Source organism: Mesorhizobium sp. M1C.F.Ca.ET.210.01.1.1, from assembly GCF_004791585.1.
Taxonomy (GTDB): Bacteria; Pseudomonadota; Alphaproteobacteria; order Rhizobiales; family Rhizobiaceae; genus Mesorhizobium.
In genome coordinates this window covers 272,213-285,861 of record NZ_SRUU01000001.1, presented here as the reverse complement: position 1 = coordinate 285,861, position 13,649 = coordinate 272,213, and the positions used below count along the sequence as shown (strand labels likewise).

General features: G+C 65.7%; 15 protein-coding genes and 1 tRNA gene. 7 read left to right on the top strand and 9 right to left on the bottom strand.

The genetic code is table 11. The features are described from left to right. Position 1 precedes the first annotated feature (1 nt). From EN853_RS01445 to EN853_RS01435, 3 genes are read right to left on the bottom strand one after another with little or no spacing between them, the layout of a single operon-like run. A complete protein-coding gene (locus tag EN853_RS01445; RefSeq protein ID WP_127857492.1) occupies positions 2 to 892 on the bottom strand; it encodes a transporter associated domain-containing protein in 891 nt (296 codons plus the stop codon). Then, positions 889 to 2,034: a 3-dehydroquinate synthase gene (gene aroB, locus EN853_RS01440; protein WP_127857491.1), complete on the bottom strand. Its 1,146-nt coding sequence runs from the start codon at positions 2,032 to 2,034 to the stop codon at positions 889 to 891. Before aroB ends, EN853_RS01445 begins: the two co-directional genes overlap by 4 nt. Continuing rightward, positions 2,031 to 2,642 (bottom strand): shikimate kinase, encoded by a 612-nt coding sequence (locus EN853_RS01435; protein ID WP_127857490.1) that lies wholly within the window; start codon positions 2,640 to 2,642, stop codon positions 2,031 to 2,033. The genes aroB and EN853_RS01435 overlap by 4 nt, the downstream gene beginning before the upstream one ends. Before the next feature lie 194 nt (positions 2,643 to 2,836). Here EN853_RS01435 and EN853_RS01430 point away from each other — a divergent pair, with 194 nt between their 5' ends. The 5 genes from EN853_RS01430 (at position 2,837) to EN853_RS01410 (ending at position 6,720) form a co-directional block, all read left to right on the top strand. Continuing rightward, the gene (locus EN853_RS01430) at positions 2,837 to 2,989 is read left to right on the top strand and encodes a histidine kinase (RefSeq protein ID WP_127857489.1); all 153 of its coding nucleotides are present in this window, start codon (positions 2,837 to 2,839) and stop codon (positions 2,987 to 2,989) included. Positions 2,990 to 2,999: 10 nt separating this feature from the next. Next, entirely contained in the window at positions 3,000 to 3,914 is a 915-nt protein-coding gene (locus EN853_RS01425) for a site-specific tyrosine recombinase XerD (protein WP_127857488.1), read from the top strand. Between the two features lie 99 nt (positions 3,915 to 4,013). After that, positions 4,014 to 4,964, top strand: coding sequence for an acetyl-CoA carboxylase carboxyltransferase subunit alpha (locus EN853_RS01420; protein WP_059187997.1), 951 nt, complete (start codon positions 4,014 to 4,016; stop codon positions 4,962 to 4,964). Between the two features lie 210 nt (positions 4,965 to 5,174). Beyond that, positions 5,175 to 6,470, top strand: a complete 1,296-nt coding sequence (locus tag EN853_RS01415) for a murein L,D-transpeptidase family protein (RefSeq protein ID WP_127857625.1) — start codon at positions 5,175 to 5,177, stop codon at positions 6,468 to 6,470. A 10-nt stretch (positions 6,471 to 6,480) separates the two neighbouring features. Beyond that, positions 6,481 to 6,720, top strand: coding sequence for a sulfurtransferase TusA family protein (locus EN853_RS01410; RefSeq protein ID WP_167524342.1), 240 nt, complete (start codon positions 6,481 to 6,483; stop codon positions 6,718 to 6,720). Between the two features lie 17 nt (positions 6,721 to 6,737). Here the strand turns inward: EN853_RS01410 and EN853_RS01405 are convergent, their stop codons facing one another. Both EN853_RS01405 and EN853_RS01400 read right to left on the bottom strand, forming a co-directional pair. Next, positions 6,738 to 7,844, bottom strand: a complete 1,107-nt coding sequence (locus EN853_RS01405) for a GTP-binding protein (protein WP_127857486.1) — start codon at positions 7,842 to 7,844, stop codon at positions 6,738 to 6,740. 14 nt (positions 7,845 to 7,858) lie between these two features. Next, on the bottom strand, positions 7,859 to 9,025 hold the full coding sequence (locus EN853_RS01400) for a D-alanyl-D-alanine carboxypeptidase family protein (RefSeq protein WP_127857485.1): 1,167 nt from the start codon (positions 9,023 to 9,025) through the stop codon (positions 7,859 to 7,861). Positions 9,026 to 9,231: 206 nt separating this feature from the next. Here EN853_RS01400 and EN853_RS01395 point away from each other — a divergent pair, with 206 nt between their 5' ends. After that, positions 9,232 to 10,395, top strand: a complete 1,164-nt coding sequence (locus EN853_RS01395; RefSeq protein WP_127857484.1) for a M20 aminoacylase family protein — start codon at positions 9,232 to 9,234, stop codon at positions 10,393 to 10,395. Positions 10,396 to 10,485: 90 nt separating this feature from the next. Beyond that, positions 10,486 to 10,562: transfer RNA gene (locus EN853_RS01390), tRNA-Arg, on the top strand. A gap of 37 nt (positions 10,563 to 10,599) precedes the next feature. Here the strand turns inward: EN853_RS01390 and EN853_RS01385 are convergent. The 4 genes from EN853_RS01385 to ugpC form a co-directional block, all read right to left on the bottom strand. Beyond that, positions 10,600 to 11,520 carry an anti-sigma factor gene (locus EN853_RS01385; protein ID WP_127857483.1) on the bottom strand — a complete coding sequence of 307 codons (921 nt, stop codon included), beginning with the start codon at positions 11,518 to 11,520 and terminating at the stop codon, positions 10,600 to 10,602. Then, positions 11,507 to 12,049 carry a sigma-70 family RNA polymerase sigma factor gene (locus EN853_RS01380; protein WP_245516788.1) on the bottom strand — a complete coding sequence of 181 codons (543 nt, stop codon included), beginning with the start codon at positions 12,047 to 12,049 and terminating at the stop codon, positions 11,507 to 11,509. Before EN853_RS01380 ends, EN853_RS01385 begins: the two co-directional genes overlap by 14 nt. 46 nt (positions 12,050 to 12,095) lie before the next feature. Then, positions 12,096 to 12,293: a hypothetical protein gene (locus EN853_RS33830; protein WP_150852108.1), complete on the bottom strand. Its 198-nt coding sequence runs from the start codon at positions 12,291 to 12,293 to the stop codon at positions 12,096 to 12,098. A gap of 266 nt (positions 12,294 to 12,559) precedes the next feature. After that, positions 12,560 to 13,618 carry a sn-glycerol-3-phosphate ABC transporter ATP-binding protein UgpC gene (gene ugpC / locus EN853_RS01375; protein ID WP_127857481.1) on the bottom strand — a complete coding sequence of 353 codons (1,059 nt, stop codon included), beginning with the start codon at positions 13,616 to 13,618 and terminating at the stop codon, positions 12,560 to 12,562. Positions 13,619 to 13,649: the final 31 nt, after the last annotated feature.

The following is a 13,649-nucleotide window of genomic DNA, read 5'->3' as shown; positions in this document are numbered from 1 at the left end:
ACTAGCCCTCGCCGGCGGGCCGGATCCTCAGCCTTGCAATGCGGTTTTTGTCGCGCTTCATCACGACAAAACGCTTGCCGTGGAAGGTGAATGCCTGCTTCTCCTCGGGGATCGTCTGCGTTTCATGGATGACCAGGCCGGCGATCGTCGTCGCCTCCTCGTCCGGCAGATCCCAGTCGAGCGCGCGGTTGAGATCGCGGATCGGCACTGTTCCCTCGACGACGACCGAGCCGTCCGCCTCCTGCTTGACGCCCTGCATGTCGACATCGTGCTCGTCGGCGATCTCGCCGACGATCTCCTCGATAATGTCTTCCAGTGTCACCAGCCCTTCGACCTCGCCATATTCGTCGACGACGATGGCGAAATGCGCCTTGCGGCGCAGGAAGGCGTTGAGCTGGTCCTGCAAGGTGGTCGTATCCGGCACGAACCACGGCTTCGACGCGATCTTCATCACATCGATCCGGGAAAAATCGTTGCCGACCTCGTTGAGGGCCCTCAAAAGGTCCTTGGCGTGCAGCACGCCGACTATGTTGTCGAGCGAGCCTTTCCAGAGCGGCATCCGGGTGTGCGGGCTCTGCAGGATCTCTCGCACCACTGCTTCCGGCGGATTGTCGGCATTGACCGAACGCATGTTGGTGCGGTGGACCATCACATCCGAAACCTCGAGCTCCTCGAGCTCGAACAGATCGCCCAGCCGGTTGCGGTCCTCTCGCGCCGGCCCTTCGCGGCGGGAATCCTCGTCCTGCTGGTCCGCGTCGCCGTCCTTGGGGCTTTGTGGCTCCATCGCCTCAAGCGTGTAGCCGAAAGCGGCAAGCAGGCGCGTGCGGAATAAGAGCGCCAAGACAACCACGGCGGCAAGGACGGCTGCGGCAATCCAGCCGGCGTCGCTCATCTGGAACGGCTCGTCTTGAGCGATTCGGGATGGCTCGCCTTGAGGAACGACAGCACTTCCGACGGCGGCACGTCCTTGGCGATGAAGGCCTGGCCGACGCCGCGCGTCAGGATGAAGGTGAGCGCGCCGCGCGACACCTTCTTGTCCTGGGTGATGAAGCCAAGCAGCGCCTCTGCGTCCGGCAATTCGCCCGGTATGTCGGCCATCCGCCAGGGCAGGCCGACGGCGCGCAGATGCGCTTCCACGCGCTCTGCATCGTCCGGGCTCGCCAGATTGAGGCGCGCGGAGAAACGGTGCGCCAGCGCCATGCCGATGGCGACGCCCTCGCCATGGACGAGGCGGACCCCGTCATAATTGGTGGCGGCCTCCAACGCGTGGCCGAACGTGTGGCCGAGATTGAGCAGCGCGCGGTCGCCGGTCTCGAACTCGTCGCGGGCCACAACATCGGCCTTGGCGCGGCAGGCTTCGGCGATGGCTTCGGTCCGCTCCTGGCCGCCGGCAAACACTTTTTGCCAGTTCTCCTCCAGCCAGGCGAAGAAGCCGGGGCGATCGATCAATCCGTATTTGGCGAGCTCGGCATAGCCGGCGCGGAACTCGCGGATCGGCAGCGTGTCGAGCACGCCGGTGTCGGCCAGCACCAGCTTAGGCTGGTTGAAGACCCCGACCAGGTTCTTGCCGCGCGCGCTGTTGATACCGGTCTTGCCACCGACGGAAGAATCGACCTGCGCCAGCAACGAGGTCGGCACCTGCACGAAATTCATCCCGCGCCGCACGATGCCGGCGGCGAAGCCGGCAAGGTCGCCGATGACGCCACCACCGAGTGCGATCACCACGTCGCGGCGTTCGAGCTTGGCGGCGAGCACGACGTCGACCACCTCCTCGAGATGGGCAAAACTCTTGGTCTTTTCACCGGCCGGGAGCGTGATGACGGCGGCCTGGATGCCGCCTTTTCCCAGGCCGGTCTTCAGCGTCTCGAGATGCGCGGCGGCGACGTTCTCGTCGGTGATGATGGCCGCGCGCGTGCCGGGAAGGCGGCTCGCAATTTCGGTCCCGGCGCCGGCGAGCAGGCCCGGCCCGATCAAAATGTCATAGGCACGGTCGCCAAGCCCGACCTCGACCTTCACCGCTTCGGTACGGCTCACTTGTCCACCTCGTCGCTGGTGGTGATCGCGGCGACGCCAAGATGGGCGCAAAGCGCGCACACCACCTCGCCGGCAATGACTTCCTTGCGGTCGTCGCGGGTCGGCACCGTGATGTCGGCCGCGGCATAGACCGGATAGCGCTCTCGCATCAGGCGCTCCAATACGCCGCGCGGATCGGGATTCTTCAACAGCGGCCGGTTCTGCTTCTTCGACACGCGCTCCATCAAGAGATCGAGATCGGCTTTCAGCCAGACCGAGACGGCGTGGCCGGCGATCGCTCCGCGCGTCTGCGCGTTCATGAAGGCGCCGCCGCCGGTCGACAGGACCTGCGGGCCGTTCTCGAGCAGACGCAGGATCACCCGCTGCTCCAGCGCCCGGAATTCAGGCTCACCATAGCGCTCGAACAATTCCGGCACGGTCATGCGCGACACGCTCTCGATCTCCTGGTCGCTGTCGATGAAGGGCAGCGACAGCATCGCCGCCACCTTGCGGCCGATCGCAGTCTTGCCGGCGCCCATCAGGCCGACAAAGACGATGGAGCGGCTGCCGAGCCGCTCGAGCAGCGCGACACGGCCTTCGTCCGGCGGATTTGCTGGCGGCGCGTTCATAAGGAACCCTCTTTGCGCCGTATCGACATCAAAAGCCTGTTTGCGTCAAGCGCGGCGCCGCAAGCGGACCGGATCGCGTAGCTTTCCACCCGGAACCTTCGCCGACAGATCCTTCGTCCTTGAATTGGCCGGATTGGCGTCCCATAAGGGCACAGGGTTTGGAATCGCAGATCAAGAAGACGGGCGAAGACTGAATGCCGACATTGTTTCGCTTTGTCGTGACGCTGGCGGTTCTTGCAGGGCTCGCTTATGGCGCGATGTTCGCGCTGGCGATGTTCGTTGAGCCGAAGAAGGCGGAAATGAGCGTGCGCATTCCCACCGAAAAGCTCAACCCGAAGAAGAACTGACCCCGGGCAGATGAACAGCGCGGCCCGCATCGAAGCCTTTCTGGAGATGATGAGCGCCGAGCGGGGCGCGGCCGAAAACACGCTTTCCTCCTACCGCCGCGACCTGGAGGACGCCGCGCAAGCCATCGGCGGCGGACTGGCGGGAGCGGGGGCCGCCGACATCCGCGCCTATCTCGACGACATCGCCGCGCGGGGCTTCGCGCCGACCTCGCAGGCGCGCAAATTGTCGGCGATCCGCCAGTTCTTCAAGTTCCTCTATGCCGAGGGCCTGCGCGGCGACGACCCGACGGGCACGCTGGACAGCCCGAGGAAGGGCCGGCCGCTGCCAAAGACCATGACGGAAGCCGAGACCGGCCGCCTGCTCGACCGCGCGGCCGAGGAGGCGGGCGGCGCCGCGCCGGACGGCGACCGGCTGGCGGCGCTGCGCCTGCATGCGCTGGTCGAGGTGCTCTACGCCACCGGCCTGCGCGTTTCCGAACTGGTCGGCCTGCCGGTGACGGTGGCGCAGCGCGACGACCGTTTCTTCATGGTGCGCGGCAAGGGCGACAAGGAGCGCATGGTGCCGCTGTCGGCCAAGGCGCGCGATGCGATGCGCGCATGGCTTGCGGAACGGGCAGCAAGGCCGGCCCATGCCGAGAGCCCGTTCCTGTTTCCGGCGTCATCCGACAGCGGCCATCTTTCCCGGCAAGTCTTTGCGCGCGACCTCAAGGGCTTGGCGGCAAGGGCCGGCATCGCCTCGGCCAAGATCTCGCCGCATGTGCTTCGCCATGCCTTTGCCAGCCATCTCCTGCAGAACGGCGCCGATCTCAGGGCCGTCCAGCAACTGCTTGGCCATGCCGATATCTCCACCACCCAGATCTACACCCATGTGCTGGAGGAGCGGCTGGTGCGGCTGGTCAACGATCATCATCCGCTTGCCGACTAGGCCTCATATCGCTATGTGAGGGCGACGTTCCACCGCCCGGAGCCAGCATTTCCAGGGTTCCGCCAGCCATTGCCTTCCGACGGATCGGTCCGCCCAAGCATGTACAATTACCTCGATTTCGAAAAGCCGGTGCAGGATCTGGAGCTCAAGATCCTCGAGCTGAAGAAGCTTGCGGAGAACGGCGAGGCGGTCGATGTCGCCGACGAGATCAACCGGCTGGAAAAGCGTTCGCGCGACGCGTTGCGCGACCTCTACAAGGCACTCACCCCTTGGCAGAAGGTGCAGGTCGCGCGCCATCCGGACCGCCCGCACTGTGTCGACTACATCAAGGGCCTGTTCAGCGATTTCACGCCTTTGGCCGGCGACCGCAATTTCGGCGACGACCAGGCGATCGTCGGCGGCTTCGCCCGTTTCCGCGGCGAGCCGGTGGCGGTGATCGGCCAGGAGAAGGGCTCGGACACGGCAAGCCGCATCAAGCACAACTTCGGCTCGGTGCGCCCTGAGGGTTACCGCAAGGCGGTGCGGCTGATGGAGCTTGCCGACCGCTTCAAGATCCCGCTTTTGACGCTGGTGGACACCGCCGGCGCCTATCCCGGCGTCGGTGCCGAGGAGCGCGGCCAGGCCGAGGCCATCGCGCGCTCGACCTCGGCCTGCCTGGCGCTCAAGGTGCCGTCGATCTCCGTCGTCATCGGCGAAGGCGGCTCGGGCGGCGCCATCGCGATCGCCACCGCCAACCGCGTCTACATGCTGGAGCATGCCATCTATTCGGTGATCTCGCCCGAGGGCGCGGCCTCGATCCTTTGGCGTGACACCACCCGCTCCAAGGACGCGGCGACCAACATGAAGATCACCGCCCAGGACCTTCTGGAGATGAAGATCATCGACGCCATCGTCCCCGAGCCGATGGGCGGCGCGCAACGCGCGCCGGAAACGGTGATTGCCGCCACCGGCGACCTGATCGCCAAGACGATGAAGGACTTTGCCGGCGCCAACACCGACTTCCGCGAGCAGCGCCGCGAGAAATACCTGGCGATGGGCCGCAGCCTTTGACCCCTGCCAGGCATTCAACTGTGGCCACGATGACGAATTTCGCCACAAAAATGCCGCCGGATTCGGCTCAATGGAAATCGCCGTGAGGGGTTGGCTGAGGCTTGCGGTAAGGAATTTTCAAGGTTAACGGGCTTACGGTCCATTGGTATACAGCCTGCGGACCTGGCCATGCCGAAGCCATTGGCCAAGAGAAAAGACGTAGCCGTACCGATGTTTGCCAAGCTTGCCCGTGCCGGAGTCCTGATCGCCTCGATAGGGGTTGCCGGCTGCAATGATTCGTCGATGAAGGATTTCGCGCCGGAGGCCAACAAGCCGCTGCCGGACAAGATCCTTGCCGACATGAAGGCCAAGGGCATGGTCCGCACCTCCTCGGTGATGGCGCGCATCTTCAAGGAAGAAGGCAAGCTGGAGATCTGGAAGGCCAAGACCAACGGCCGCTACGATCTCGTCGCCAGCTATGACATCTGCAAATGGTCGGGCAAGCTCGGCCCCAAATACACCGAGGGCGACCGCCAGGCGCCGGAAGGCTTCTACACGGTGCGCCCGTCGCAGATGAATCCGCGCTCGAACTACCATCTGTCCTTCAACATCGGCTATCCCAACGCCTATGACCGCGCCAACGGCCGCACCGGCACCAATCTGATGGTGCACGGCGCCTGCTCTTCGTCCGGCTGCTATTCGATGACCGACGCGCAGATCGAGCAGATCTATGCCTTCGGCCGCGATGCCTTCCAGGGCGGCCAGACCGAGTTCCAGATCCAGGCCTTCCCGTTCCGCATGACCGCCGCCAACATGGCGCGCTACCGCAACGACCCGAACTACGACTTCTGGAAGATGCTGAAGGTCGGCTACGACAATTTCGAGATCACCAAGGTGCCGCCGAAGGTCGACGTCTGCGAGAAGCGCTACGTCTTCAACCAGGTGGCGCCCGAGGGCACGACCTTCGACCCGACCGGCCCTTGCCCGGCAACCAACCAGCCTGACTCGCTGAAGACGGCCTTTGCCGATTACGAGAAGCGTTATGACTCGGCCTACAACGCGGCCGTGAATTCGAGCACCCCGGCGCCGAAGCCGACCATCGCCGGCATCAAGGAAGCCAGCATCGTTTCCGACTGGTCGAAGCGCCGCGCCCGCGGCGAGCGCGTGCCGATCGACCCGCCCTCGATGAACGCTGACGGCTCGGTGACGGAGACGGCGCGCATGGGCCGCATCGATTCGCCGCTCGGCCGCAAGATGGCCGCGCTCGACGCCGAGAAGGAAGCCAAGCGCAAGGCCGAGGAGCAGCGGCTGGCGGCGATCGAGGCGGCCAAGGCCGCCAAGGAAGCGGCCAGGGCGCAAGCTTTGGCCGAGAAGGAAGCCGCCAAGCAGGCAGCCCAGCAGCCGGTCGTCACCGCCGGCGTCGAGACGGCGCCCGCCCAGCCGACGGCTGAGACACAGGCAGCGAGCGCCGACGAAGGCACCGTGTCGAAGCTCAAGAAGAAGCTGCTGGGCATGTTCGGCGGCTGAGATCTTTAGCTTGGCAAACCGCGCCACCATCTACGATCTCAAGGGCCTGAACTGTCCGCTGCCGGTGCTGAAAGCCCGCAAGCGCCTGGCCGCGATGCGGCCCGGCAGCCGCCTGTGGCTGGAAACCACCGACCCGCTGGCCGTGATCGACATCCCGGCTTTCTGCGCCGATGCCGGCCATCAGCTGATCGAGACGGCGGCCGTCGACGGCGGCCATCGCTTCCTGGTCGAGCGCGGCGTCGTGGCCTGACCTGCCTGCTTTTCGGGTTACAGCCCGGCGATCGCCAGCGGATTGGCTTCGAGCGCCGTCCGGTCCGGGGTATCGATCGACGGCCTGTTGGTGAAGGCGGAAAACAGCCGCTGGACATAATCTTGCGGCATATCGAGCGTGATCAGCACCAGCCGGGTGCCGCGCTGGCCGTCCGGCCAGGCCGGCAGCCTTGCCGGCGGATGCAGGATCTTCTGCACGCCGTGGATGACCAGCGGCCTCGACGGATCTTCCGCCAGCTCGATAACGCCCTTCATGCGCAGCAGCTTCTCGCCATGGGTCGAGCGCAGCAGATCGAGGAACATCTCGATGGCCGAGAACGGCACCGGTCCGTCATGGACGAGCGAGTGGGCGTGTACGCGGGCATCGTGGCGGTGGTCGTGATGATGATCGCCGTGATCATCGTCGTGGTTATGATGGTCGCGGTCATGCGCCGCCTCTTCGCCGAGCCAGCGCCGCACATCGGCGCTCTTGGTTTCGGGATTGTAGAGGCCGCAATCGAACAATGACGCGGCGCCCGTGCCGGGATCGTTGACGTCTAGCAGCACGGCGCCCGGGTTTATCTGATGAAGTCGCGCCCGCAGGATCCCGACATCGCCCGCTTCGGCGAGATCGGTCTTGGTCAGCACTATGCGGTCGGCGACGGCCGCCTGCTTCAACGCCTCGACATGGCCATCGAGCGTCGCCCCGCCGTTGACGGCATCGACCAGCGTGATGACGCCGTCCAGCCGAAAGGCCTGCACCAGCGCCGGATGCGCCATGATCGACTGCAGCACCGGCGCGGGGTCGGCAAGTCCCGTGGTCTCGACCACGACACGAGAAAGCCGGGCGATGCGGCCGGTCTGCAGCCGGTCGACGAGGTCGGCCAGCGTATCGACGAGATCGCCGCGCACGGTGCAGCAAAGGCAGCCGTCGGAAAGCTGGATGATGCCGTCCGAGGCCTGCTCGACCAGGAGATGGTCGATCGCCACCTCGCCGAACTCGTTGATGATCACTGCCGTGTCGCTAAGCCGCGGATCCTTGAGCAGCCGGTTGAGCAGCGTCGTCTTGCCGGCGCCGAGAAAGCCGGTGAGCACCGAGACGGGTATGGGAAAAGTGCCGCTCATCTGCCGGGTCACCGCTAGTTCGCGGCCTTGGCCGGCTGATCCCCCTGCGCCGCAGCGGAAGCGGTGGCGGCAGGCGCGGCGCCGGCCGGCAGCGGCTTGTCGGGCCGCCAGGTCGGCAGCGGCACATCGGCATAGTTCTGATCGGCCTGGTCGACGAAGGCCTTGGGCGCCGGGCCGGTGGCGCCGCCGAGCCCGACCGCGATCAGCGTCGGGTGTTCGAGCTTCACCTGATAAGGCGATTTCGGCTTGTCCTTGGCAGCAACGGCGGGCGCTGCTTCGGACTGCTCTCCTTTCGTCTTCTTCTTGCAGATCTCGTCATGCAGGTCGTTGGGCGACAGCGTGTCGCCATAGGGCTTGAGCGCCGCGAGCGTCGTCGAGCCGGCGGCCGGCGTATCAAAACCCTGGTCGAGCAGCCTCGCCGCCGTTTCGGCGCGGCTGATGGCGGATTTTTCGCCAAGCACCACGGCGACCAGCGTGCGGCCATTGCGCGTCGCCGAGCCGATCATGTTGAAGCCCGACGAGCAGACGAAGCCGGTCTTCATGCCGTCGGCGCCCGGATAGCGGCCGATCAGCAGATTGTAGTTCGGCAGCGCCTTCTTGCCGACGGCAAGTCCCTCGATGGAGAACCACGGCGCATATTCCGGAAAGTCGTTGCGGAGCGCCGTCACCAGGACGGCCAGGTCGCGGGCGGTCGTGTACTGGTCCGGCGAATAGAGCCCGTTAGGATTGACGAAATGCGTTCCGACCATGCCGAGCCTGGCTGCCTCGGCATTCATGCGGTCGGCGAAGGCCGCCTGCGATCCGCCGATATTCTCGCCGACCGCCATGGCGATGTCGTTGGCCGACTTGACCAGCATCATCTTCAGCGCATTGTCGAGCCGCATCACCGAACCCGGCTTGAAGCCCATCTTGCTCGGCGGCTCGCCGGCCGAATGTTTCGTCACCGTGATCGGCGAATCGAGCGCCACCTCGCCTGCGGCGATCGCCCGGAACGCGACATAGGCCGTCATCAGCTTGCTGAGCGAGGCCGGATACCAGCGCTTGAAGGCGTCCTGATGCTCCAGCACCTTGCCGCTCTTGAGGTCGAAAAGCACCACCGGATTGGCGCGCGCGGCGCCGGAAAGCACCGGCAGCGCCAGCGCGCCCGCAAGCAATAGGTTGAGGAAATGCCCTTGCCGCATGATCAATTCCGAAATCGCCTCTTGCCGTAATTGCCGCTGGCTCCGTAAGATTTCGTTACGCGACGGCCAGCATGATGCGGACCGTCCCTCGACCCGGCCGCGTTATGCGGTGCTATTTACCCTATGTGACGCCAAAATGGCAAAGCGCCACAATCACAATTGAGCAGCGGCCTCAACCGTCTGCCTAACAAAGAAATGGACCGATTATGCCGATTCTCAACCGTGCTGCGGAAATGCAGGAAGAAGTTGCCGGCTGGCGACGCCATCTGCACCAGATGCCGGAATTGAATTTCGACGTCTTCCAGACCGCCGCCTTCGTCACCGACAAGCTGAAGGCTTTCGGCTGCGACGAGGTTGTGACCGGGCTCGGCAAGACCGGTGTCGTCGGCATCATTCGCGGCCGCAAGGGCGAGGGTTCGACCATCGGGCTGCGCGCCGACATGGACGCGCTGCCCATCAACGAGGTCACCGGCAAGCCCTATGCCTCGACCGTTCCCGGCAAGATGCATGCCTGCGGCCATGACGGCCACACCGCCATGCTGCTCGGCGCCGCGAAATATCTCGCCGAGACGCGCAATTTCGCCGGTTCGGTGGCGGTGATCTTCCAGCCGGCCGAGGAAGGCGGCGGCGGCGGCAACGAAATGGTCAAGGAGGGGATGATGGAGCGCTTCGGCATCTCGAAGGTGTTCGGCATGCACAACATGCCGGGCCTTCCCGTCGGTGAGTTCGCCATCAAGCCCGGCCCGATCATGGCGGCGACCGCCGAGTTCACCATCACCGTCAAGGGACGTGGCGGTCATGCGGCGATGCCGCACGGCACCATCGACCCGATCGTCATCACCAGCCAGTTGGTCGGCGCGCTGCAGACCATCGCCTCCCGCAGCACCGATCCGGTCGAGGCCGTCGTGGTGTCGGTGACGAAGTTCCATGCCGGCGACGCCTATAACGTCATTCCGGAACAGGCCGAGATCGCCGGCACGGTGCGCACGCTGAAGAAGGAAGTGGCCAGGAGAGCGGAAGAGCGCATGCGCGCCATCTGCGCCGGCCTGGCGTCGGCCTTCGGCGCGACGATCGAGGTCGACTACGACGCCAACTACCCCGTCACCTTCAACCATGCGCAAGAGACGGTCTTCGCCAGCGATGTCGCCGCCGGCGTCGCCGGCGACGCCCATGTCCACCGCGCCATCCAGCCGGTGATGGGCGGCGAGGATTTTTCCTATATGCTGGAAGCGCGCCCCGGCGCCTTCATCTTCATCGGCAATGGCGACTCGGCCGGCCTCCACCATCCGGCCTACGACTTCAACGACGAAGTCATCCCGCACGGCATGAGCTACTGGGTGCGGCTGGCCGAGACGGCGCTGGCCGCCTGACGCTTTTGCGGAGAGGCGGCGAGTGCTGCTCGGCAGGCCAGCAACGCCTCTTGGCGAACCGGCCCGAAGCGGTTATGTGTCGGGCCGCGTGGTCCCGTAGCTCAGTAGGATAGAGCGGCAGATTCCTAATCTGTAGGTCACAGGTTCGATTCCTGTCGGGATCACCACTTTCAAGGTGTCAGCACGCTCCCGCAGGCTCCGGGCTCAGCCCGGGCTGCCCGCCGCCGGATTGGCGACGATGGCCGCCCGGAAGCGGGCGACGAAATCATCGAGCGCGGGGCGTTCGGCGTCCGAGACCGCCCAGTAGGAGAAGGCGCCGTCGGTCCAGTGGACCAAGAGGAAGCCGCCCGCAGAGAGATCGTCCGTCGCCGGCATCGATTTGACGTCGTTCTGCCGCGGCGCCGCCACCAGGGTGATGAGATGCTCGTGGTGGCGGTAGACCAGCGCCGGCATCGGCTTGTCGCCGATCACCTCGACGCGTCCGCCAAGCAGCGCGTAGCCGTCCTTGGCCATGTCGGGCGCCGGCGGCGACACGCCGATCCGGCCGTCGAGCCACGGCTTCACCGTGTGGCGGTCGGACGACACGATGTCGACAGGGGTCGCCGCGAGCAGGCTGCGGCGATGGCCGTTGGCGACGGCGATCGCGAAACTGTCGGGCGCATTTTGCACCATCAGCCATTGCGTCGCGCCGCTGGCGAGAAACGCCGTCAGCACGATCGAGGCCGCCATCTGGCGCCAGTCGAAGGAGGCGAAGCGACGCGCCGAAGCGCGCGGCCGCATCTCGACAATTTTGTCCTGCTGCTGTTGCGGCTGGGGCGCCGCCGTCGTGGTCGCGGCCTGCCCGGCCTCGGCTTCGTCGGCGCCTTTCGCCTCGGCGATTGCCGCGATGCGCGCCAGGAAATCGTCGCTGACAGTGGGACGCGGCATGCCGGCGACAGCCTTGCGTAGTGCAAGGATGCGCGCATGTTCGGCGGCAAGCTCCGGATCGGCGGCGATGCGTCGCTCGACGGCAAGGGCGGCCGCGGCATCGAGTTCGCCATCGACAAGGGCGTGGATCATCAGCTTCATATCCTGCGGGTCTTGCGGCAATCCGTCCTCACGCGGGCGATTTTCATGCGGGCTCATGGTGGCGCCCTCCAATGTCTGTCATCAGCAGGCTGCGGGCCCGCGCCAGCCGCGACATCACCGTGCCTTGCGGCACGCCGAGCATCGCCGCGATCTCGCGGTAGCTGAGCCCGTTTATGTCGCGCAGCACCAGCGTTTCACGAAACGCGTCCGGCAGCCTGGCGATCGCCGCTTCCACCGCCGCCGAGTTCGCCTTGGCGATCAAAGCCGCCTCCGGGCTGTCTGCGTCGTTGTCGGGCGGCGGCGACACGTCGTCGAGATCGGCGAGGCCGCCGACGGCCACGACGCTGCGCGGACGGTTGCGCGCCATCCATGTATAGGAGGCGTTGCGCACGATGGTGAGCAGCCAGGCGCGCGGATTGCCGCCGGCAAAGCCGGCAATACCGGCATGCGCCTTGAGGCAGGCCTCCTGCACGACATCCTCGGCGTCCGCCGCGTTGCCGGTCAACCAGCGGGCGAGCGACAGCGCGTCGCCGAGATGCGGCAGCACCACCTCGGCAAAACGCGCAGCCAGCACCTTTTCGCTCAACACCGTTCCACCGTCAGGCGCTCCCGCCAGGGCTTTGCGGCCGCCTTCAGCGGACGGCGGCGGTCCGTCCCTGCTCGTGCGGGTGAAGATCGCGATTGCAGGCGAAGGCGCCTGCTTTGCTGGAGGTGAAGGCATAGGTGTCACCGGAGTCAAGCGGCCCGGAAGGAAACGGCGCATCGCAGGCCGCGACGAGAAGCGGGATGTCGCCGTCATTGTCGTCGATCTCGATGGTCGGCGCCGTCATGGCTGGAGATGAAGCGGCAGTGCCCAAAGCACGCTTGCCCTGCCAATGCGCTCCTGGCGCCGCCAACGCCTTGTGCCGCCGCCCTCTCCGGTCCCCGCGCTCTTGTCTTCATGCCTCTTCATGCCGGTCTCCTGCCGTGCCGCGCATCTGGCCCATGCACGGAAGACCAGCGGATCCGACCGTTTATTCCCGGCGGTCAGCTATTTTTGTTCACGCTAATGTGATCGATTGTCGCCAAGGCCGCCGCAGGCGCCGGACAGCCGCGATCAGATGCGCTGGCCGGTCCTGGCGTCGAACAGATGCGCCGAGGCACGGTCGATCTCGATCCGCACGGCTTCGCCTTGCTTCAACGCAAGCCGCTCGCGGAACAGGCAGGAGATCACCTCCCCGCCGCAGTCGACCGTGGCGAAGATCTCCGAACCGGTCGCCTCCATCAGCGTGACGGTGCCCGACAGACCCTGGCCGGTCGCCCGGATGTGTTCGGGACGAATGCCGTAAACCAGTTCCCTTCCCGCAGCCTCGGCCGGCTGGATGCCCTCCGGCAGCGGCAGCGTCAACCCGCCGGCGCTTCGGAAGATGCCCTCCTCGACGTGGCCGTGGATGAAGTTCATGGCGGGCGAGCCGATGAAGCCGGCGACGAACAGATTGGCCGGGCGGTCGTAGAGATCGAGCGGCGCGCCGATCTGCTCGACAAGCCCGTCATGCAGCACGACGATCTTGTCGGCCATGGTCATGGCCTCGATCTGGTCGTGCGTGACATAGATGGTGGTGGTGCCGAGCCGCTGGTGCAGCGCCTTGATCTCGCCGCGCATCTGGACGCGCAGCTTGGCGTCGAGATTGGAGAGCGGCTCGTCGAACAGGAAGACCTGCGGGTCGCGCACGATGGCGCGACCCATGGCGACGCGCTGGCGCTGGCCGCCGGAGAGCTGGCGCGGATAGCGGTCGAGCAGCTTTTCGAGGCCGAGTATGCTCGCCGCCCGCTTGACCCGGCTCGCGGTGTCGGCCGGATCAGCTTTCTTGATCCTCAGCGCGAAGCCCATATTGTCGGCCACCGTCATATGCGGATAGAGTGCGTAGTTCTGGAACACCATGGCGATGTTGCGGTCGCGCGCCCTGAGATTGTTCACGGTGTGCTCGCCGATCGCGATCTTGCCGGCCGAGATCGTTTCGAGACCGGCGATCATGCGCAGCAGCGTCGACTTCCCGCAGCCCGATGGCCCCACAAGGATGACGAACTCGCCATCGGCGATATCGACGCTGACGTCGTGGATGATCTTGGCGTTGCCAAAGGCCTTCTGCACGTTGTTGATGGTTACCGATGCCATTGCGTGTCTCCAAAAAGTGACGGCGGATCGG

Excerpts from the sequence above, each read along its gene's own strand:
- EN853_RS01395 (WP_127857484.1), top strand. The coding sequence starts at position 9,232 with ATGCCGATTCTCAACCGTGCTGCGGAAATGCAGGAAGAAGTTGCCGGC.
- EN853_RS01400 (WP_127857485.1), bottom strand. The coding sequence starts at position 9,025 with ATGCGGCAAGGGCATTTCCTCAACCTATTGCTTGCGGGCGCGCTGGCG.
- EN853_RS01435 (WP_127857490.1), bottom strand. The coding sequence starts at position 2,642 with ATGAACGCGCCGCCAGCAAATCCGCCGGACGAAGGCCGTGTCGCGCTG.
- ugpC (WP_127857481.1), bottom strand. The coding sequence starts at position 13,618 with ATGGCATCGGTAACCATCAACAACGTGCAGAAGGCCTTTGGCAACGCC.
- EN853_RS01445 (WP_127857492.1), bottom strand. The coding sequence starts at position 892 with ATGAGCGACGCCGGCTGGATTGCCGCAGCCGTCCTTGCCGCCGTGGTT.
- EN853_RS01385 (WP_127857483.1), bottom strand. The coding sequence starts at position 11,520 with ATGAGCCCGCATGAAAATCGCCCGCGTGAGGACGGATTGCCGCAAGAC.
- EN853_RS01420 (WP_059187997.1), top strand. The coding sequence starts at position 4,014 with ATGTACAATTACCTCGATTTCGAAAAGCCGGTGCAGGATCTGGAGCTC.
- EN853_RS01405 (WP_127857486.1), bottom strand. The coding sequence starts at position 7,844 with ATGAGCGGCACTTTTCCCATACCCGTCTCGGTGCTCACCGGCTTTCTC.
- EN853_RS01415 (WP_127857625.1), top strand. The coding sequence starts at position 5,175 with ATGTTTGCCAAGCTTGCCCGTGCCGGAGTCCTGATCGCCTCGATAGGG.
- EN853_RS01425 (WP_127857488.1), top strand. The coding sequence starts at position 3,000 with ATGAACAGCGCGGCCCGCATCGAAGCCTTTCTGGAGATGATGAGCGCC.
- EN853_RS01430 (WP_127857489.1), top strand. The coding sequence starts at position 2,837 with ATGCCGACATTGTTTCGCTTTGTCGTGACGCTGGCGGTTCTTGCAGGG.
- EN853_RS33830 (WP_150852108.1), bottom strand. The coding sequence starts at position 12,293 with ATGACGGCGCCGACCATCGAGATCGACGACAATGACGGCGACATCCCG.